Here is a 17717-nt window from a genome sequence, read left to right as displayed (position 1 = left end):
CATGCAGGCGCGTGTTTCAAAGGTTTCAGCCCGGATCGTAGATATATCCGATGCCGCGTACGGTGCGGATCACCTCGGGCTTGGCGGGGTTCACCTCGATCTTCTTGCGGATGCGCGAGATGCGAATGTCGATCGAGCGATCGAAGGGATCCCATGCCCGGTCATGCGCCCCTTCGAGGATCTGGTCGCGGTTCAGAACGCGCCCCCGGTTGCGCGCGAAAAGCTTCAGCAGGTTGAACTCCATCGCCGTCAGCGGCATCTCGGCACCGTCTTCGTCAAAGAGCTTGGCGGCCTCAAGATCGAGCCACGCCTTGCCAAAGCGGAAGCGGCTGCGCTCTTGCGGGGCCTCGGCGGGCGCGCTGAGCCGCCGCCGCAGCACCGCCCGGATGCGCGAGACCAACTCGCGCAGATCGACCGGTTTTGCGAGATAATCGTCGGCGCCCATCTCCAGCCCCACCACCCGGTCAATCACATCGCCCGCCGCGGTCAGCATGATCACCATCGGCGCTTCGGGCCCCTGCAGGCTGCGCAGCACCGATAGCCCGTCCTCGCCGGGCATATTGATGTCGAGCAGGATGAGATCCGGGCGCGCGCCCGCAAGGCTGGTGCGCAGGTCGTCGGCGCCCCCGGCGAGCGTGGTGCGAAACCCATGTTTGCCAAGATACTCGGCAAGCATTTCGCGCAAGTCCCGCTCGTCGTCGCAAATGAGGATGTGATCGCTCATCCTTCGCCCCCCTCGAGCATGGCGCGGGCCAGCCGTCGCAACTCGTCAGGGGCGATGGGCTTTTCGAGGAAGGGCCGCCCTGCGCCGTCGAGAAAGCCGCGGGCCTGCGGGCTCATCGTGTCGCCGGTGACAAAGCCCATGCGGCGCGCCTGTCCGGGACGGTCGCGCATCAGCCGCTCGTAGAACCCCCGCCCGCCAAGGCCGGGCATATTGAGATCGCTCAGGATCAGCGCGAACTCGCGCGTCTCGAGCTTTTCCAGCGCGGCTTCGGCGGTGCCCGCCACCTCCACGTCGAAACCATCGCGCAGCAAGATCTCGCGGATGAGGTCAGAAACGTCGGGCTCGTCATCGACCACAAGCACCGCGCCACGCGCCTCGGCAGGCGCGGCGCGCGGGCCCTCGCCCGCTCCGGCGCTCTCGGCCTCGGTGGACGGCAGCCGCACGACCAGCGTCGCCCCCTGCCCGCCTTCGACGAGCTTGATCTGCCCGGCGTGGGCAGTGGCGATCCGGTGACAGAGCGCCAGCCCGATCCCCGTGCCCGACCCCACCGGCTTGGTGGTGAAGAGCGGATCGAAGATGCGGCTGCGGATGTCCTTGGGAATGCCCGGCCCATTGTCGGCCACGCGCAATTCGACCATCTGCGCCCCCGGATCATGGCTCAGCGTCACGCGGATCAGATCGCCGATCCCGCTTTCCTCGATCGCCTGATCTGCGTTGGTCACGAGGTTGATCACCAGTTGCGAGACCTGATGCGCATCGCCGCGCACCTTGGGCAGGTCCGGCGCGATCTCGACCTCAACCCGCGTCGCAAGACCGTCGGCCCCGTTGCGCAGCGCGTCGACCGCCATCTGCGCCGTCTCGGCCATATCCATCGGCACCAGCCGCGCGGGCTGCTGCCGGGCCATGGCGAGGAAGGATTTCACGATGCGGGCGCAGCGCTCGGCGGCCTCGGAAATCTTCTCGACCCGGCGCCGCACGTCGTCCGAGATATCCTCGTCGCGCAGCATCAGCGCGTGGCCGACGACCACCGAAAGCGGATTGTTCAGCTCATGCGCCACACCAGCAAGCAGCTCACCCAGCGCCGACATCTTTTCGGCCTGAAAAATCTGTTCACGCTGTTCGGCAAGGCGGCGGCGCAGGTCCACCTCCTTCGAGACATCGACGGTGGAGGACACCAGCACATCCTCGCCGCGGTATTGGATCAGCCGTGCCGAGACGAGGCTGGGAAAGCGCGTGCCGCTGGCGCGGACGCCGGTCACCGGCATGTCGTCCACCCGCCCGTCGGGCAGCACGGCGGTGATGAAATCGGCCCGCTCGGCGCGCGAGGCGAAATGCGCATGGGTGTGCGGGGCGTTGCCCAGAAGCTCGGTCGCGGCGGGCGAGCGGTAGATCACCTCGCCGTCGCCGACGCGCGACATGATGATATTGGCCGGGCAGTTCTCGAGCACCTTGCGCACCAGCTGATCGGCGGCGCGCTCGGCCTCTTCGAAGGCGTGATGCTCGGTGACATCCGTCTGCACCAGAACGAAGCCGCCCGCAGCGGTGCTGCGCAGCAGTAGCTCGAACACCCGGTCGCCGCTCTCGAGCTCCAGCGGCGTGACCATCCAGTCGCCGCCGGCCAGCCGCGCCTCCATGAAGCTGAGCCGCTCGGCGTCCTCGGCGGTGAGCCCGCCGCGCGCCGCCCATTCGCGCAGCAAAAGCGCCCAGTCCAGCCCCGGCTCGAGCAGCCCCGAGAGCGCCGGGTTCATCTCGTGAAAGCCCGAGTTGAAGCGCAGGAGCACGGCGTTTTCGTCGAAGATCGCGAGCCCCTCGGACAGCGCGTCGATCACCTCTTCGAGCATGTCCGAAGGCTGCCGGTCCGGGCCTGCGCCCGCCTCCGGCATCGAGGGATCGAAACGCACCGCCATGATCAGCCGCCCTGCGCCGCGCGCATCTGCTCGGCCTCTATGCGGAACACCAGCTCTTCGATCTCATCCGAGAGCGCCAGCCGCCCCACCTCCGAGGCGGTGAACTGGTCATCGAGGCTCTGCGTCGCGGCACCATTGCCGGTGATCGTCATCGGCTCGGCCATGTAGCGCAGGCGGCTGGCGTAGATCACCGCCGGGCCGAAGACGTCGTAGATGTATTTCTGTACCCCCACCACAGAGCCCACCACCGGCCCCGAGGCGATGCCGACGCGGCAACTCCACTGGATCGGGTGGCTGGCGTTGCGCTGGTGCAGGTAGCGCATGAAGCGGATCGCCGCATTGGCCGCCGCCTGCGCGTGGTCCTCGGTGGGATCGGGCATGCCCGCGACACCGATGTAGAGATCGCCCACCGCTCGGATCCGGGCACAGCCGAACTGCTCTCCGATCCGGTCGAAGGCGGTGTAGATGTCATTGAGTTCCGACACGATTACCGCGGGCTCATGGGCGGTGACCATCTCGGCAAAGCCGATGAAGTCGATACAGACCACCGAAACCGGATCGTAAAGCCGGGGCGTGACGATACCGAAGGTCTTGTATTCCTCATAGACCGAGCGCGGCATCATGTTGAGCAGCAGTTTCTCGACCTGCTCCTTCTCGCGCTTGATCTCGCGGGTGTTGCGCTCGACCATCACCGAGTAGCTGTCGATCATCGACTCCAGCTCTTTGATGCGCGAGATGTTCTGGCACACCAGCACCACGATCGGCTCTTCCTCGTCGAGCGCGCGATTGAAATCCATCGCCACGGTCATCGTGCGGCGGCGCAGGCGAAAGGTGGTCTCGGTGGCGTGTCGGCCCTCGGCGTTTAGCGCCGCGCGCAGCGTCTCGGTGTCGAAGTCCTGAAAGTTGTCGAGCAGATTGCTTCCGATCTCCATCTCGCCGAACCAGCCGCGGAAGGTGTCGTTGCAAAAGCGCAGCCGCAGCGTCTCGAGATCGAGCAGCGCCACCCCGACCCCGATGGCCCTGAGCAGCTGTTCGTTGATCGCGGCGATGGTCATGGGCCTACTCCGTCACCAGTCCGCGCCGCGCCTCGAAGGCGCCAAGGATGATCTCCTGATCCTCGGGGGCGACGCCGTGGTCGGCGAGCGTGGCGCGCAGCAGCCCCTGCAGCTTGTCGAAATGGGCCTGCTGGATATCGAGATGCCTGTGCATCCGGCGGATTTGCTCGTCGGTGTAGGACGCCGGACCACCCATCAGCGACGAGACGAATTTGGTCTGGTGGTCGACGATGCGCGCCATGTCGATCTCATCGAAGAACGGGCCGACGTCGTCATCGTCGAGAAGCCGGTCGTAGAGGTCGAGGACGATCTTGCTGACGACGGAAAAGCCGCCATACTTTTCGAAAAGGGATTTCTCCATCGCCACCTCCCCCGGGGCAAAGCCCCTCACGGCGTGAAAATTCTCTGTTTTGAAATCTCCTATAAACATGCGGGATCTTGCACCTCTGTGGCAAGGATTTCATCCGGGGGCGGATATTCAGCCTTGCGGGCAAAGGTTTCCGGCATGTGTCGCGACCCGGCGGCTTGTGTTTCGATTGTTTCATTAGAGGCCGCCTGCGCTGACGTTGCGTCCGGGTCTGGGCGCAGATACTGCTGCCCCATGACCACCATGACCGACGCGCGTATCACCTTTTTCGCTTCTGCAATCGTACTGGCCACCGGTGCCTTCTGGGGCTTCTACTGGCTGCCTGTCCGCGCGCTTAGCGACATGGGACTGCCCGGCGCTTGGGGGACCGCAGCGATCACCGTAGCGGCGGTGATCGTGCTGCTGCCGCTCGCGGTCGCGCGACGCGGTGCCCTGCGCCGTGCGGGTCCGGTGGCGCTGGCGTCGGTCGCGCTCGGCGGTGCCGCCTTCGCGCTCTATTCGGTGGCCTTTGTCTACGGGCGGGTGGCAATCATCATCCTGCTCTATTTCCTCACGCCGGTCTGGAGCACGCTGATCGGGCGCTACGTGATGGGCTGGCACACCCCGCGCATGCGCATCGTTGCGATCCTCGTGGGGCTGGCCGGGCTTACGGTGATGCTCAGCGCCGACGGATCGGCACCGATCCCGCGCAGCATCGGCGAATGGATGGCGCTGCTGGCCGGGCTGCTGTGGTCGGTCGCAACCACCGGCATCCGCTCGAAATCCGATCTGGCACCGGGAGAGTCCGCCTTCGTCTTCGCCGCCGGAGCGATGGTCTGCGCTTTTGTGCTGGCACCGGTTCTGGAGCCGCTGCCAGCCGCTGAGGGGCTCTCGCTCGCGCCCCTCCTCGGGGTGGCCGCCGCGAGTGGTGCGATCTGGTGGGCGCTGTCGGTCGCTGCGCTGATGTGGGCCACGGTGCGGCTGGAACCGGCGCGGGTGGGCATTCTGCTGATGTCGGAAGTGCTCGTCGGCGCGGTCTCGGCAGCGGCGCTGGCCGGAGAGCATCTGGCCGCGCTGGAACTGCTGGGCGGCGGGCTGGTGCTGGTCGCCGGAGTGCTGGAGGTCTGGCCGGTCCGGCAGCGCCGGGCCAGCCATTTTGTTTGAACGGGCCGCAGGTCCGGGGCTCAGGCGTCGCGGTAGATCGCGACCTGCGGTGCTTCGCCTTCGCGCACCGAGCCGCGGTACATGCCCTCGCAATTGAAAGGCATCGAGATCGACCCGTCATGGGCGATGGCGATCACCCCGCCAGAACCGTCGTGATCATGCAGGTCCTTCATCACCACATGCTGCGCTGCCTCGTCGAGCGACTGGCCAAGAAAACGCATCCGCGCGGCGATCTCGCTGCCAGCGGTATAGCGGATGAAGACCTCGCCATGGCCGGTGCCCGACACCGCGCAGGTGGCGTTCTCGGCGAAGGTCCCGGCCCCCGGCAGCGGCGTGTCCCCCACCCGCCCCGGCAGTTTCGCGGTCATGCCGCCGGTCGAGGTGGCGGCAGCGAGATTGCCCGCCCGGTCCCGCGCGACAGCGCCGACGGTGCCGTGGCGGCGGGCGGGATCGTCGCTTTCCTGCCCTTTGCGGCGCATCTCCATCGTCTCCTGCAGCGCGTCCCAGCGCGCCTGCGTGAAGAAATAGTCGCGCTCTTCAAAGGGCAGCCCGGCATCGCGGGCGATCTGCAGCGCCATAGGGCCGATCAACAGCACATGCGGGGTTCTCTCCATCACCGCGCGCGCCACGCGCACCGGGTTGCGCGGGCCGAAGATACCGGCCACCGCCCCGGCGCTGCGGTCGCGCCCGTCCATGACGCAAGCGTCCATCTCCTGCGCGCCCTCGGTGGTGAAGACCGCGCCGCGCCCGGCGTTGAACAGCGGCTCATCCTCCAGCGCGCAGACCGCGGCGGTCACCGCGTCCATCGCCGTGCCGTCCTGCCGCAGCACGTCTTCGCCAGCGGCCACGGCGCGGGCCAGACCGGCCTTATAGGCCGCTTCCTTCTCGGGTGTCATCTGCGTGCGCAGGATGGTTCCGGCGCCCCCATGGATGGCAAGCGAATAGGTGCTCATGACGTTCCTTTCAGCCCGGCCTGTTCGGCGCAGTAGCGGGCGATCTCGGCATGCGGGGCGATCCAGCAATCGCCCTTGGCGGTGATGTGCTCGAGCAATTGCTCGAGAATGAAAATGCGCGAGCGGTAGCCGGTCACATGCGGATGCATGGTCAGCAGGAACAGCCCACCCTCGGCATAAGCCCCATCGAACTCGCGGCGGAAAATGTCGAGCACGTCGGTCGGCGGCGTATAGGGCCGGTGCGGACCAAAGCGGTTCATCATGAAGTAGACCGCATCATCACGGATCCATTCCACTGGCAGCTCCACAATGCCCGTCGGCTCGCCGTCGTCGAGGATCTCGAAGGGATCGTCATCGTTGAACAGCGAGCTGTCATAGAGCAGCCCCATCTCGCGCGCGATCTTCAGCGTCACGGCGGAATAGTCCCAAGAAGGCGTGCGCATCCCCACCGGGCGCGTGCCGGTGATCTGCTCGAGCGTGTCGGCAGAGCGCAGCATGAGATCGCGCTCGGCTTCGGGCGGGACCAGCGTGTTGCGCTCGTGGATCCAGCCGTGCAGGCCGATCTCATGGCCCTCCTGCGCCAACATGCGCTGCTCTTCGGGATGCAGCAGCGCCGCCACCGCGGGCACGAAGAAACTGGCCTTCACGTCGAAGCGGTCGAGCACCTTCTTGATCCGCGGGATGCCGCGACGGGTGCCGTATTCGCCCCATCCGAGCCGGGCGATCGAGGTGCCGCCATCGCGCAACTCATTGGTTTCATGGTCGCTGTCAAAGCTCAGTGCCACAGCGCAGCGCGCGCCGCCCGGCCAGCGCTCCGGCAACAGGCTGCGCCCGGCGCGCACCTGCTCGACCATGCCGCGCCACTGCGCTTCTTCCCATTCATACGGCTCGCTCATGCGTGACCTCCGTCTACGGACAGCACCTGTCCGCTGATCCATTCCGCCGCGTCCGAGGCCAGAAAGGCCACCGCGCTGGCGATGTCGTCCGGGCGCCCTAGGCGCCGGGTGTGAATTGCGTTCAGCACGGTCTTCTGGCGCTCTTGGCCAAAGGCGTCCCACTGTTTCTCGGTCGAAGGGTTGGAGAGGACAAAGCCCGGCGCCACCGAATTGACGGTGATCCCCTGCGGCCCCAGTTCCAGCGCCAGTTGCCGGGTCAGCCCGACCAGCGCGTGTTTCGCCGAGGCATAGGCCTGAATGCCGGTGAGGCTGGGGCGCAGCCCCGCGCCCGAAGAGATGGTGATGATCCGCCCGCCGCCGCGCGCCCGCATTCCCGGCACAACCGCCTGCGCGCACCACATGGCCGCGTCGACATTGGCGCCAAAGATCGCGTGCCAATCCTTTTCGCCGATCTCGTCGATGGGGCGGCCGACCTGTCCGCGCACCCCGCCCGCAGAGGTGACCAGTACGTCGATCTTTCCATGCTGCGCGAGCACCGCCTCGACGGCGGCGGCGGCACTCTCCCGGCTGCCGAGATCTGCGGCGTGACGGCTGATCCCCTCGGCCTCGAGCGGCGCCATGCCCTCCATGTCGATATCGAGCGCCGCCACGGTCGCGCCCGATGCCGCAAAACGTCGGGCGATGGCCGCGCCGATGCCCTGCGCCGCGCCGGTGACGGCGACGGTCTTTCCTTCGAAATTCAGGTGCATATCGGCAGCATCTCCGTGACCAGTTCCGCCGATTGTGGACGGCGCCCTTCTTCGATGTCGTGGATCAGCTCGACCATACGGGCGATGGCAGAGACGTCGACGCCATGCGCCCGGCCCAGCTCGACCATGATGCCGATCTGCGCATCCACCTCGGTGCGGCGCTTGCGCACCGCCAGATCGCGCCAGATGCCCGAGTGGGTCTTGGCGGTCTTGCGGTTGTGGGCCACCATCTTGTCCATCGAGGCGTCGATTGCCGCACGGCCGGCACGGCGGAAGGCATCAGGGTCGAACCCGTTGAAGCCAAGCGGCGTGACCCCCTCGGCGGCGGCCAGCGTCATCACCTCATGGCCAAGCCGCGCATAGACCGCGCGGTGCTCGGGACGGGCCATGGCATCGGACATGCTGTCGGGCGTCAGCGCCGTGCAGAACAGCAGCGATCCATAGCCCATCTTGCCCCAGAGATAGCCCCAGATGTTGTCGGTGAGCACCGCCTCTGGTTCCAGAACCGAGAGCAGCGCGTGCACCTCGCGCGCCCGGTCGGTGATCTGGCCGTCAAGCTCGCCCACGGCCACGGCGGCACGGTTGCCGAAGAGGATGCGCCCTGGCTCTAGCCAGTCGGCGCCGTAATTGACGAAGCAGCCCACGGTGTTCTCGGCCCCGATGCGCGCCGCGATGGTGCGCTCGTTGAGGCCGTTCTGCGCCGAGACCACATAGCCGCCCTCGGCCAGATGCGGGATCAGCATGTCGAGCGCCGCCTCGGTGATATGCGCCTTCACCGCAAGGATGATGCGGCTGTAGCGCCCGGTCAGTTCCTGAGGCGTGCTGGCGGGCAGAACCTGCGTGAAGGTCTCGACCGGCCCTTCGATGTGCAGACCGCTGGTGCGCATCGCCTCCACATGTTCGGGCACGATATCGACCATATGCACGGCGTGTCCCGCGCGGGCGAGATAGGCACCGATGATGCCGCCGATGGCCCCCGCCCCCCAGATCAGGATCGGATCATCGCTCATGCCCAATCCCCTTCGAGCAGCGCGCGGGTCTCGGCCACGGCGGTGGCCCAAAGGCGGTCCGTGTCGGCCTCGGGTTTCTGATAGACGCCGCCATAGTTGCCGTCGCCGATCAACTCGCGCACGCCAGCGGCGTTGCGGTCACGCAGGCGCTCGAAGGGCACGAAGGGTTTTTGCTCAGTGGGCAGGTCACGACCCGGCAGGCGCGTCCACGGGAAGTTCTCCATCCAGCTGGCGTGGCTGGCGACCGGGTCGATCTCTTGCACGCAGGCCCATGTCTTGGGCGCGCGCCACCAGTCGTGGAACCGGCAGCGGGCACCGGGGTTGGCCTCCATCCACTCCATGGTGACCGGCTGGACGGGGCTGTTGCCGCCATGGCCGTTGACGATCAGGATCCGGCGGAAGCCGGTGGCGTAGAGGCTGTCGAGGATATCGCGCAGCAGCGCCGCATAGGTCGACAGCTTCAGCGTCACGCTGCCCGGAAACGCCATGAAGTAAGGCGTCAGCCCATAGGCCACCGCGGGAAACACCGGCACGCCCAGAGGTTCGGCGGCATCGGCCCCCACCTTTTCGGAGAGGATCGAGTCGACCGACAGGCTCAGATAGGCGTGCTGCTCGGTGCTGCCCAGCGGCAGCACGCAGCGGTCGTCCGTCTCGAGGTATTTCTCAACCTCGAACCAATTGCTTTCGGAAATCTTCACATCACGTTTCCTTCTGTGTGCCCAGACGCAGACGGACGGCCTCGATAGCTGGGAGGAGCTCGGCCTTCACGGATTGATTGTCTGGGGTATGTCGATACTCGAATGCGGCCTGGCCCGGCGCCAGATCGGCCTGCACGTATTCCGCCCCGGTGGCGAAAACGAGCACGCTGGCCGCGGCGATCAGCGCCTCGGCTCCGGGCTCGCCGCGCACCGCCATGGAGACATCGGCCACATGCGGCGCAAAGCGCCGGATGCCCGCCTTCATGATGGTGACGAACTCGGGGAAATAGGAATAGCCGACCACGCGGGCGTCAGAGGGCAGCGAGGCCAGCGCGACCCGCGTCGCCTCGTCGGGGATCAGCGTCAGCCCGCAGACTTCGGCCTGCGGAAACAGGTCTCTGGCCGCGCTGAGCAGCGTGCGCGGTGCAAGCACCACGTCGATGCCCTGCGGCAGCGCCGCGCGCACCTCCGACAGCACTGCAACGCTCATCTCATCACCGTCGCGCAGCTTTGGGCGCAGCGCGGCGGCATAAGCCTCGGTCGCATCGTGGAAATTGCCAAGCATCAGCAGGCGCAGCGGGCGGCGGGACCGGCCTTGCGCCGAGGCGACCCGCGTGGCGATGTCGGCGGCGCTGAAACCGCACTGCCGCCCCACCGCGAGCAATTCGCCGATCAGATCGTCGAGCTTGCGCAGATGCGCGGCATTGCCCACCGACGCGCCGGGCGCAACGAAGGTGCCAGAGCCCACCCTGCCTTCGATATGTCCCGCGTCCTGCAGCGCGGCATAGACAGTACTGACGGTGACCGGCGATATGCCCAGACGCGCCGCCATGACCCGCACAGAGGGCAATCGCGCCCCGGCGGGCAGCTCGCCCGAGGCGATTCCAAACTCCAGCGCGCCGCGCAACTGGACGGAGACTGATACCGAAGATGCCCGGTCGATCGCCTCCGCGAGCCGCTCAAGGGACCGATCGAGCTGTGCCTGTTTTTCACTCATTTCGTGACAATGCATTAGAACACTTAACCTGCCAAGTGTTATATGTTTGCCCGCCCAAAATTGAAGCGCGCCGCAAATCTCGCAGAATTTCGTTACAACATTTCCTTGACCGTATCAGAATCCGCCGACAGTGTGACATCATAAGATAACACAACAGGGAATTCACATTATGACGAGAGCGACCCTAAAGTCCGCCGTCGCAGCGCTTGCGCTGCTGGCCGCTGCGCCAATGGCCATGGCCGAAGATCTGGTGATCGGCCTGCGCGCCGGTCCGGATTCCATTGACCCGCATTGGTCGACGCTTGGCAGTCAGGCCGAAGCGCTGCGCCACATCTACGACACGCTGGTCGACGTGGATGACAACCTGCAGCTCAAGCCCGGCCTCGCCCTGTCGTGGGAAGCGGTCGACGACACCACTTGGGATTTCAAACTGCGCGAAGGCGTGAAATTCCACGATGGCACTGACTTCACCGCCGAGGACGTGAAATTCTCGATCGAGCGCATCCCCGAGGTCACCGGCCCGATGTCGATGACGCTTTACACCAAATACGTCGACAGCGTTGAGGTCATCGACGACTACACGCTGCGCATCCACACCAAGGGCATCGCGCCTGCCCTGCCGAACGACTTCACCCGCCTCTTCGTCGTGCCGTCGGAAACCGGCATGGAAGCGCGCAACGAAGAGTTCAACTCGGGCGCCAAGGCGATCGGCACCGGCCCCTACAAATTCGTCTCGTGGCAGCCCAAGGGCGATCTCGTGCTCGAGAAATTCGACGACTACTGGGCGGAAACCCCGATCTGGGAGAAGGTCATCCGCAAAGAGATCCCCGACGATGCCGCCCGCGTCGCGGCGCTGCGCTCGGGTGAGGTGGACCTGATCAACTACGTGCCCGCGTCGGACTATCTGGCGATGAAGAATGACTCCGATCTCGAGACCTTCATTTCCGACTCGGTCTACATTCTCAACGTGCAACCCTCGGTCGTCGACGAAGAGCCGCAGCCGATCACCATCAACGGCGAGCCGGTCGACGGCAACCCGCTGCAGGATGTGCGCGTGCGCAAGGCGCTCGATCTGGCGATCAACCGCGACGTTCTGGTCGACGTCGTGCTCGAAGGCCTCGGCACCCCCGCCAACCAGCTGATGCCCGAAGGGTTCTTTGGCTACACCGACGAGCTTGGCGCGCGTGAGTATGACATCGAGCAGGCCAAGGCTCTGTTGGAAGAGGCTGGCTATCCCGAAGGCTTCGAAATCGATTTCACCTGCACCAACAACCGCGTGCCCGGCGACGCCGTGGTCTGCGAGGCGCTGGCGCAGATGTGGTCGCGCCTTGGCCTGACGGTGAACGCGCAGGCGCTCAACGGCACGGTCTTCTTCCCCGCCGCCGCGCGCAAGGAATACACGATGGCCATGTCCGCATGGGGCACGCTGACCGGCGAGGCCGCCTATACCTATGGCGCGCTGACCCACACCCCGGACGAAGAGAAGGGCTTCGGCAACTTCAACCGCACCGGCTATTCCAACCCCGAGTTCGACAAGGTGTTCGATGAGGGCGCGCAGACGCTCGACCCCGAAGAGCGCCGCAAGCTCTATGAGCAGGCGTCTTACATCGCGATGGAGGACCGGGCGCTGATCCCGACGGTGATCCTGCAGACGGTCTGGGCTGCTGACAAAGACACGCTGAGCTTCGCGCCGCGCGTCGATCAGGAAACCCGCGCCTATGAGATCACACCGGTCGAGTGATCCCCTTTCGGGTGCCCCTCGGGGCACCCTGATTACCCTCACGCGCGCGGCGGCCTTGGGCGGCCGCGCGTCTCATCCGACAAGAGGCCCACATGCTAGGATATCTCGTCAGGCGCCTTGCGCAGGCCGTGGTCGTGGTCTTTGCCATGTCGATCATCGTCTTCGTCGGGGTCTATGCCATCGGCAACCCGATCGACGTGCTGATCGACCCCGGCGCGACGCAGGAAATCCGCGCCAAGCTGATCGCCCAATACGGGCTCGACCAGCCGCTGTGGCGCCAGTATTTCACCTTCCTCGCCAATGTCGCCCAAGGCGATCTTGGCACCTCGATGGTCTACAATATTCCGGTTGTCGATCTCGTGTTCTCGCGCCTGCCCGCGACGCTGGAGCTGGTCTTCGTCTCGGTCTGCATCGCGACCTTCATCGGCATCCCGGCGGGCCTCTACGCGGGGTACAAACCGGACAGCCTCGCCGCCCGCGCGATCATGGCGCTTTCGGTGCTGGGCTTTTCCGTGCCGACCTTCTGGATCGGTATGCTGCTGATCATGGCGTTCGCGGTGAACCTCGGCTGGCTGCCCTCGGGCGGGCGCGGCGATGTTGGCAGCCTCTTCGGCATCCCCACCTCGCTGGCCACAGCCGATGGCTGGACGCATGTGATCATGCCCGCGCTCAACCTGTCGCTCTTCAAGATGGGCCTGCTGATCCGCCTCACCCGCGCCGGCATGGTCGAGGCGATGCAGACCGACTACGTGAAGTTCGCCCGCGCGCAGGGCCTGCCCGACCGGCAGATCGTCTTCAGCCACGTGCTGCGCAACATCTCGATCCCGATCGTCACGGTTTTTGGGCTCGAGCTTGGCTCGACCCTTGCCTTCGCCGTGGTGACCGAAAGCGTCTTCACGTGGCCCGGCGTCGGCAAGCTGATCATCGACTCGATCCTGCAACTCGACCGTCCGGTGATGGTCACCTACCTCGTCCTCGTGGTGATCCTCTTCGTGCTGATCAACCTCGTGGTCGATCTTGTCTACGCACGCCTCGATCCGCGGGTGCGCCTGAAGGGGAACGCCTGATGTCCGACACTGCCCCCCTCACCAACCCCGCGCTGGCCCGGCCCGGCGCCGAGGTGGAAACCCGCGCCCAGCGCCTGCGCAACTTCTGGGCCGACTACCGGCGCTCGCCGGTGGCCGTGGCCTCGCTCGCGGTGATCATCGCGCTGATCTTCGTCTCCTTCGGCGCGCCGCTGGTCTCGCCGCAGGACCCCTATGACATGGCCGCACTCGACTGGATGGACGCCTTCCTGCACCCCGGCGAGACCGGCTCGGGCGGCTACACCCATCTGCTCGGCACCGACAACGCCGGGCGCGACATGCTCTCGGCAATCTTCTACGGGCTGCGCACCAGCTTTGTTATCGGCCTCTCGGCAGGCGCGCTGGCGCTGCTGGTCGGCATCTGCGTCGGGCTCACCGCCGCCTATTTCGGCGGCAGGATCGAGAGCCTGCTGATGCGCATCGTCGATCTACAACTGTCGATGCCGGCAATCCTGCTGGCGTTGGTGCTGGTGGCGATGCTGGGTCAGGGCGTGGGGCAGATCATCCTCGCACTGGTGGTGGCGCAATATGCCTATTTCGCCCGCACCACCCATGGCGCCGCCACCGTCGAGCGCAGCAAGGATTACATCGAGGCCGCGCGCTCCACCCCGCTGCCGACGCGCCGCGTGCTGTTCCGCCACCTGCTGCCGAACGTCCTGCCGCCGCTCATCGTCGTGGCCACGGTGCAGGTCGCCAGCGCCATCGCGCTGGAGGCGACACTGTCCTTCCTCGGCGTAGGCCTGCCGCTGACCGAACCGTCGCTGGGCTCGCTGATCTCGAACGGCTTCAAATACATCCACTCGGACCGCTACTGGCTGTCCATCTATCCGGGGATTTTCCTGATGATCACCGTGGTTGCCATCAACCTCGTCGGAGACCAGGTGCGGACCGTGCTCGACCCGCGAGGCCAACGATGAGCGCCGCGCTGGACGTGCGCGGGCTGACCACGCGCTTCGATACCCGCAAGGGCCCGGTCAACGCCGTGAACGATGTGAGCTTCTCGGTTGCGCCGGGCCGGATCATGGGCCTCGTTGGCGAGAGCGGCTCGGGCAAGAGCGTGACCGGCTTTTCGGTGCTCGGGCTGATCGACGCCCCCGGCGAGGTCACCGGCGGTCAGGTGCTGGTCGAGGGACAGGACTTGCGCGCCCTGCCACCCGACGCCATGCGCAAAATGCGCGGCAGCAAGGTTTCGATGGTCTTTCAGGACCCGATGATGACGCTGAACCCGGTGCTGCGGGTCGGCGATCAGATGGCCATGGCTGTGCGCGTGCACGAGAAGATGAGCAAACGCGCCGCATGGGACCGCGCGCGGCAGGCGCTCGAGACGGTGGGCATCCCCGCCCCTGCCGAGCGGCTGAAGGCCTACCCCCATCAGCTTTCGGGTGGCATGCGCCAGCGCGTCGCCATCGCCATGGCGCTGCTGCACCAGCCCGCGGTGATTATCGCCGACGAGCCCACGACGGCGCTCGACGTGTCGATCCAAGGCCAGATCCTTGCCGAGGTGCGCCGCCTTGCCGATGAGACCGGCACCGCGATCGTCTGGGTCACGCATGATCTGGCGGTGGTCTCTTCGCTCGCCGACGATATCGCGGTGATGTACGCGGGCCGCATCGTCGAGAGCGGCACCGCCGAGCAGGTAATCGAAGCGCCGCGCCATCCTTATACGCGGGGCCTGATCGAAAGCGTGCCAAGCCTGCACGAGCCGGGCCGCAAGCTGCCGCAAATTCCCGGCTCCACCCCGCAGCTTGCCAATCTGCCCTCGGGGTGCCCGTTCCGACCGCGCTGTGCCTTTGCCACCGAAGCCTGCACGACCGCACCGCCCCTGCATGAGACCCATGGCCGCCGCGTGCTGTGCCATCACCCGCTGGAGGCCCAATGACCGACGCGCTGCTGAAAATCGAAAACGTCTCGAAACGGTTCAGTCGCAAGCCCGGCCTTCTTGGGCGCGGGATCGACAGGCTCACCGGTCGCAGTTCGGAAAGCACCGTGCATGCGCTCACCGATGTGTCGCTGCAGGTCGCACGGGGCGAGGTGCTGGGGGTTGTTGGCGAGTCCGGCTGCGGCAAATCCACCCTCGGGCGGATCGTGTCGGGCATCTATGCGCCCACCGAAGGGGCTGTCACGCTTGACGGCCAGCCGGTGGGCAAGGGCAGCGACCGCGGCATCGAGAAGCTGACCACCCGCGTGCAGATGATCCATCAGGATCCCTTCGCCAGTCTTAACCCGCGCATGAAGGTGGGCGAGACCATCTCTGAAGGCCCGCGCGTGCACGGCATCGTCGAGCCCGCGCGCCTGCGTGCGCGGGTGTCGGAACTGCTCGAACAGGTCGGGCTTGAGGGCGCCTATGCAGGACGGCTGCCGCACCAGTTCTCGGGCGGGCAGCGCCAGCGCATCGCCATCGCCCGCGCGCTGGCGATGGAGCCGGAACTGCTGGTGCTGGACGAAGCCGTGGCCTCGCTCGATGTCTCGATTCAGGCGCAGGTGCTGAACCTCTTCCTCGACCTGCGGCGCGAGCTTGATCTGGCCGCGCTTTTCATCAGCCACGATCTGTCGGTCGTCCGCCACGTCTGTGATCGGGTGGCGATCATGTACCTTGGCCGGGTGGTCGAACTGACCAGCGCCGCGCGCATCTACGCGCAGCCGCTGCACCCCTACACCAAGGCGCTCTTTGCCTCGGTGCCGACGCTGGGCACCGGGCGCGCGTCGTTCCATCCGATCAAGGGCGAAATTCCCTCGCCCCTGAACCCGCCCAAGGGCTGTGCCTTCCACCCGCGCTGCCCGCTCGCCGGGCCGCGCTGCAAGGCCGAGACCCCGCGCCTCACCGAGCCGGAGGCGGCGCATTCGGTGGCCTGCCACCTGCACGATGGCGGCACGGGATCCGCCGAGGCGGCGGCATGAGCACGACACTGAGCACCCGCGTCGCGCGGCTGAACGATGTGCTGTGCAGCGTGAATGCGCTGCAATGGGACGCAAGGGTGATGATGCCCCGTGGCGGCGCCGAAAGCCGCGGCCACCAGATCGCCACGCTGAAGGGCATCGCGCGCGAGATGATCCTCGACCCGGCGATGGAGGATGCCGCGCAGGCGGCGCTCGGGACCGACGAAGACGCCTCGGCGCGTGCGGTGCTGGCGGCCCGCGCGTGGCATGCCGCGATCCCTGCCGATCTGCTGCGCCGTCTCGCCGAGCAATCGGCCCTCGCTGGCACGGTCTGGGCCGAAGCGCGCGCGGCCGGGGATTTCGCGCTCTTCCAGCCCTATCTGGAGCAAATGCTGGACCTGTCGCGGCAGGTCTCGGCGGCCAGCGGGCTCGGCAGCCACCCCTATGATCCCATGGTGCATGTCTTCGAACCCGGCGAGACCGCCGCCAGCCTTGGCAGCCTCTTCGACCGGCTCCGCGCCGCGCAGAAGCCGATCCTCGACCGCGCGCTCGGCAAGCCCCGCCCCCGCACCGATTTCCTCTACCGCGACTACCCGGTGGCGCAGCAGCAGGCCTTCTGCCGCGCGCTGGTCGCCGAGCTTGGCTACGACTTCACGCGCGGGCGGCTCGACACCGCTGTTCATCCCTTCGAGATCTCCATGACCCGCAGCGACGTGCGCATCACCTCGCGCTGGCCGACAGACTATCTGCCCATGGCGATCTTTGGCTCGATCCACGAGACCGGTCATGCCCTCTACGAGATGGGTGTCGATCCGGCGCTGAGCCGAAGTGCGATGACCACCGACATGATCGGGCTTTATGCGGTGGGCGGCACCAGCTTTGGCATGCACGAAGGCCAGTCGCGCCTGCTGGAAAACCACGTTGGACGGTCCCCGGCCTTCTGGGCGCGCCACTTCGGGACATTGCGCGACCATTTCCCCCAGCAGCTTTCGGACGTCACTGAAGAAGAGTTCGTCGCCGCGGTGAACCGAGTCGAGCCGGGGCTCATTCGCGTCGAGGCGGACGAGTTGTGCTACGATTTCCACATCTTGCTGCGCGTGCGGCTGGAGATGGCGCTGATGGAGGGGGCTCTGTCCGTCGCCGACCTTCCCGCAGCGTGGAACGAGGCGATGCGGAGCGACCTTGGCGTGGAGGTTCCGCATGACGGTGTGGGGTGTCTGCAGGATGTCCACTGGTCGTCAGGCTACATCGGGTCGTTCCCGACCTACACCATCGGCAATATCACCGCGGCGCAGATCATGAGCGCCCTGCGCGCGCAGCAGCCAGAGGTCGGCGCGGCGCTGTCCCGAGGCGAGACCGCACCATTGCGCGCGGCGCTGGAAACCCATGTCTGGCGGCACGGGCGCGGGCGCAGCCGCGCCGAACTTCTGGGCGCGCTCGGGCAAGAGGCGTCGGACCCGACCGCCTATATCGCCTATCTGCAAAGCAAGTTCGGCTGAGCGCAGGGCGCAAGCC

The 17717-nt window shown here is 66.5% G+C and carries 17 protein-coding genes; 7 read left to right on the top strand and 10 right to left on the bottom strand.

Annotated elements, in window-relative coordinates; all coding sequences use genetic code 11:
- Nucleotides 1-25 precede the first annotated feature (25 nt).
- The 4 genes from AYJ57_RS11175 to AYJ57_RS11160 are packed head-to-tail and all read right to left on the bottom strand — an operon-like array spanning nt 26 to nt 4047.
- Complete coding sequence (locus tag AYJ57_RS11175) at nt 26-724, bottom strand: response regulator (protein ID WP_066105029.1); 699 nt, start codon at nt 722-724, stop codon at nt 26-28.
- Nucleotides 721-2631, bottom strand: coding sequence for a hybrid sensor histidine kinase/response regulator (locus AYJ57_RS11170; RefSeq protein WP_066105026.1), 1911 nt, complete (start codon nt 2629-2631; stop codon nt 721-723). Before AYJ57_RS11170 ends, AYJ57_RS11175 begins: the two co-directional genes overlap by 4 nt.
- Nucleotides 2632-2633: 2 nt before the next feature.
- Nucleotides 2634-3686 carry an adenylate/guanylate cyclase domain-containing protein gene (locus AYJ57_RS11165; protein ID WP_066105023.1) on the bottom strand — a complete coding sequence of 351 codons (1053 nt, stop codon included), beginning with the start codon at nt 3684-3686 and terminating at the stop codon, nt 2634-2636.
- Nucleotides 3687-3690: 4 nt separating this feature from the next.
- Nucleotides 3691-4047, bottom strand: a complete 357-nt coding sequence (locus tag AYJ57_RS11160) for a group I truncated hemoglobin (RefSeq protein ID WP_066105019.1) — start codon at nt 4045-4047, stop codon at nt 3691-3693.
- A gap of 240 nt (nt 4048-4287) precedes the next feature.
- Between AYJ57_RS11160 and AYJ57_RS11155 the strand changes: the two genes are divergently transcribed.
- A complete protein-coding gene (locus AYJ57_RS11155; RefSeq protein WP_237220142.1) occupies nt 4288-5196 on the top strand; it encodes a DMT family transporter in 909 nt (302 codons plus the stop codon).
- Between the two features lie 20 nt (nt 5197-5216).
- On the opposite strand, the gene AYJ57_RS11150 is transcribed toward AYJ57_RS11155, so the two are convergent.
- Genes AYJ57_RS11150 through AYJ57_RS11125 form a run of 6 tightly spaced genes read right to left on the bottom strand, consistent with a single transcriptional unit; the run spans nt 5217 to nt 10499 of the window.
- Complete coding sequence (locus AYJ57_RS11150) at nt 5217-6149, bottom strand: isoaspartyl peptidase/L-asparaginase family protein (RefSeq protein WP_066105016.1); 933 nt, start codon at nt 6147-6149, stop codon at nt 5217-5219.
- A complete protein-coding gene (locus AYJ57_RS11145; RefSeq protein WP_066105012.1) occupies nt 6146-7045 on the bottom strand; it encodes a polysaccharide deacetylase family protein in 900 nt (299 codons plus the stop codon). Before AYJ57_RS11145 ends, AYJ57_RS11150 begins: the two co-directional genes overlap by 4 nt.
- Nucleotides 7042-7794, bottom strand: coding sequence for an SDR family NAD(P)-dependent oxidoreductase (locus tag AYJ57_RS11140; RefSeq protein WP_066105009.1), 753 nt, complete (start codon nt 7792-7794; stop codon nt 7042-7044). The genes AYJ57_RS11145 and AYJ57_RS11140 overlap by 4 nt, the downstream gene beginning before the upstream one ends.
- On the bottom strand, nt 7785-8804 hold the full coding sequence (locus tag AYJ57_RS11135; protein WP_066105007.1) for a ketopantoate reductase family protein: 1020 nt from the start codon (nt 8802-8804) through the stop codon (nt 7785-7787). The genes AYJ57_RS11140 and AYJ57_RS11135 overlap by 10 nt, the downstream gene beginning before the upstream one ends.
- On the bottom strand, nt 8801-9502 hold the full coding sequence (locus tag AYJ57_RS11130; RefSeq protein WP_066105004.1) for a creatininase family protein: 702 nt from the start codon (nt 9500-9502) through the stop codon (nt 8801-8803). The genes AYJ57_RS11135 and AYJ57_RS11130 overlap by 4 nt, the downstream gene beginning before the upstream one ends.
- Nucleotide 9503: 1 nt before the next feature.
- Nucleotides 9504-10499, bottom strand: coding sequence for a GntR family transcriptional regulator (locus AYJ57_RS11125; RefSeq protein WP_066105001.1), 996 nt, complete (start codon nt 10497-10499; stop codon nt 9504-9506).
- 169 nt (nt 10500-10668) lie between these two features.
- On the opposite strand from AYJ57_RS11125, the gene AYJ57_RS11120 reads away from it, so the two are divergent.
- From AYJ57_RS11120 to AYJ57_RS11095, 6 genes are all read left to right on the top strand, one after another.
- Nucleotides 10669-12240, top strand: coding sequence for an ABC transporter substrate-binding protein (locus AYJ57_RS11120; RefSeq protein WP_066104998.1), 1572 nt, complete (start codon nt 10669-10671; stop codon nt 12238-12240).
- A 92-nt stretch (nt 12241-12332) separates the two neighbouring features.
- The gene (locus AYJ57_RS11115) at nt 12333-13307 is read left to right on the top strand and encodes an ABC transporter permease (RefSeq protein ID WP_066104994.1); all 975 of its coding nucleotides are present in this window, start codon (nt 12333-12335) and stop codon (nt 13305-13307) included.
- On the top strand, nt 13307-14242 hold the full coding sequence (locus AYJ57_RS11110) for an ABC transporter permease (protein ID WP_066104991.1): 936 nt from the start codon (nt 13307-13309) through the stop codon (nt 14240-14242). Before AYJ57_RS11115 ends, AYJ57_RS11110 begins: the two co-directional genes overlap by 1 nt.
- Nucleotides 14239-15204 (top strand): ABC transporter ATP-binding protein, encoded by a 966-nt coding sequence (locus AYJ57_RS11105; protein ID WP_066104988.1) that lies wholly within the window; start codon nt 14239-14241, stop codon nt 15202-15204. The genes AYJ57_RS11110 and AYJ57_RS11105 overlap by 4 nt, the downstream gene beginning before the upstream one ends.
- Nucleotides 15201-16223, top strand: a complete 1023-nt coding sequence (locus AYJ57_RS11100; RefSeq protein WP_066104986.1) for an ABC transporter ATP-binding protein — start codon at nt 15201-15203, stop codon at nt 16221-16223. The genes AYJ57_RS11105 and AYJ57_RS11100 overlap by 4 nt, the downstream gene beginning before the upstream one ends.
- The gene (locus tag AYJ57_RS11095; RefSeq protein ID WP_066104983.1) at nt 16220-17701 is read left to right on the top strand and encodes a carboxypeptidase M32; all 1482 of its coding nucleotides are present in this window, start codon (nt 16220-16222) and stop codon (nt 17699-17701) included. The genes AYJ57_RS11100 and AYJ57_RS11095 overlap by 4 nt, the downstream gene beginning before the upstream one ends.
- Nucleotides 17702-17717: the final 16 nt, after the last annotated feature.

Source organism: Salipiger sp. CCB-MM3 (assembly GCF_001687105.1).
Lineage (GTDB): Bacteria > Pseudomonadota > Alphaproteobacteria > Rhodobacterales > Rhodobacteraceae > Salipiger.
This window is presented reverse-complemented; position numbering and strand designations above follow the sequence as displayed.

Coding starts and splice junctions, on each gene's coding strand:
- AYJ57_RS11175 (WP_066105029.1), bottom strand. CDS start 724: ATGAGCGATCACATCCTCATTTGCGACGACGAGCGGGACTTGCGCGAA.
- AYJ57_RS11170 (WP_066105026.1), bottom strand. CDS start 2,631: ATGGCGGTGCGTTTCGATCCCTCGATGCCGGAGGCGGGCGCAGGCCCG.
- AYJ57_RS11165 (WP_066105023.1), bottom strand. CDS start 3,686: ATGACCATCGCCGCGATCAACGAACAGCTGCTCAGGGCCATCGGGGTC.
- AYJ57_RS11160 (WP_066105019.1), bottom strand. CDS start 4,047: ATGGAGAAATCCCTTTTCGAAAAGTATGGCGGCTTTTCCGTCGTCAGC.
- AYJ57_RS11155 (WP_237220142.1), top strand. CDS start 4,288: ATGACCACCATGACCGACGCGCGTATCACCTTTTTCGCTTCTGCAATC.
- AYJ57_RS11150 (WP_066105016.1), bottom strand. CDS start 6,149: ATGAGCACCTATTCGCTTGCCATCCATGGGGGCGCCGGAACCATCCTG.
- AYJ57_RS11145 (WP_066105012.1), bottom strand. CDS start 7,045: ATGAGCGAGCCGTATGAATGGGAAGAAGCGCAGTGGCGCGGCATGGTC.
- AYJ57_RS11140 (WP_066105009.1), bottom strand. CDS start 7,794: ATGCACCTGAATTTCGAAGGAAAGACCGTCGCCGTCACCGGCGCGGCG.
- AYJ57_RS11135 (WP_066105007.1), bottom strand. CDS start 8,804: ATGAGCGATGATCCGATCCTGATCTGGGGGGCGGGGGCCATCGGCGGC.
- AYJ57_RS11125 (WP_066105001.1), bottom strand. CDS start 10,499: ATGAGTGAAAAACAGGCACAGCTCGATCGGTCCCTTGAGCGGCTCGCG.
- AYJ57_RS11120 (WP_066104998.1), top strand. CDS start 10,669: ATGACGAGAGCGACCCTAAAGTCCGCCGTCGCAGCGCTTGCGCTGCTG.
- AYJ57_RS11115 (WP_066104994.1), top strand. CDS start 12,333: ATGCTAGGATATCTCGTCAGGCGCCTTGCGCAGGCCGTGGTCGTGGTC.
- AYJ57_RS11110 (WP_066104991.1), top strand. CDS start 13,307: ATGTCCGACACTGCCCCCCTCACCAACCCCGCGCTGGCCCGGCCCGGC.
- AYJ57_RS11105 (WP_066104988.1), top strand. CDS start 14,239: ATGAGCGCCGCGCTGGACGTGCGCGGGCTGACCACGCGCTTCGATACC.
- AYJ57_RS11100 (WP_066104986.1), top strand. CDS start 15,201: ATGACCGACGCGCTGCTGAAAATCGAAAACGTCTCGAAACGGTTCAGT.
- AYJ57_RS11095 (WP_066104983.1), top strand. CDS start 16,220: ATGAGCACGACACTGAGCACCCGCGTCGCGCGGCTGAACGATGTGCTG.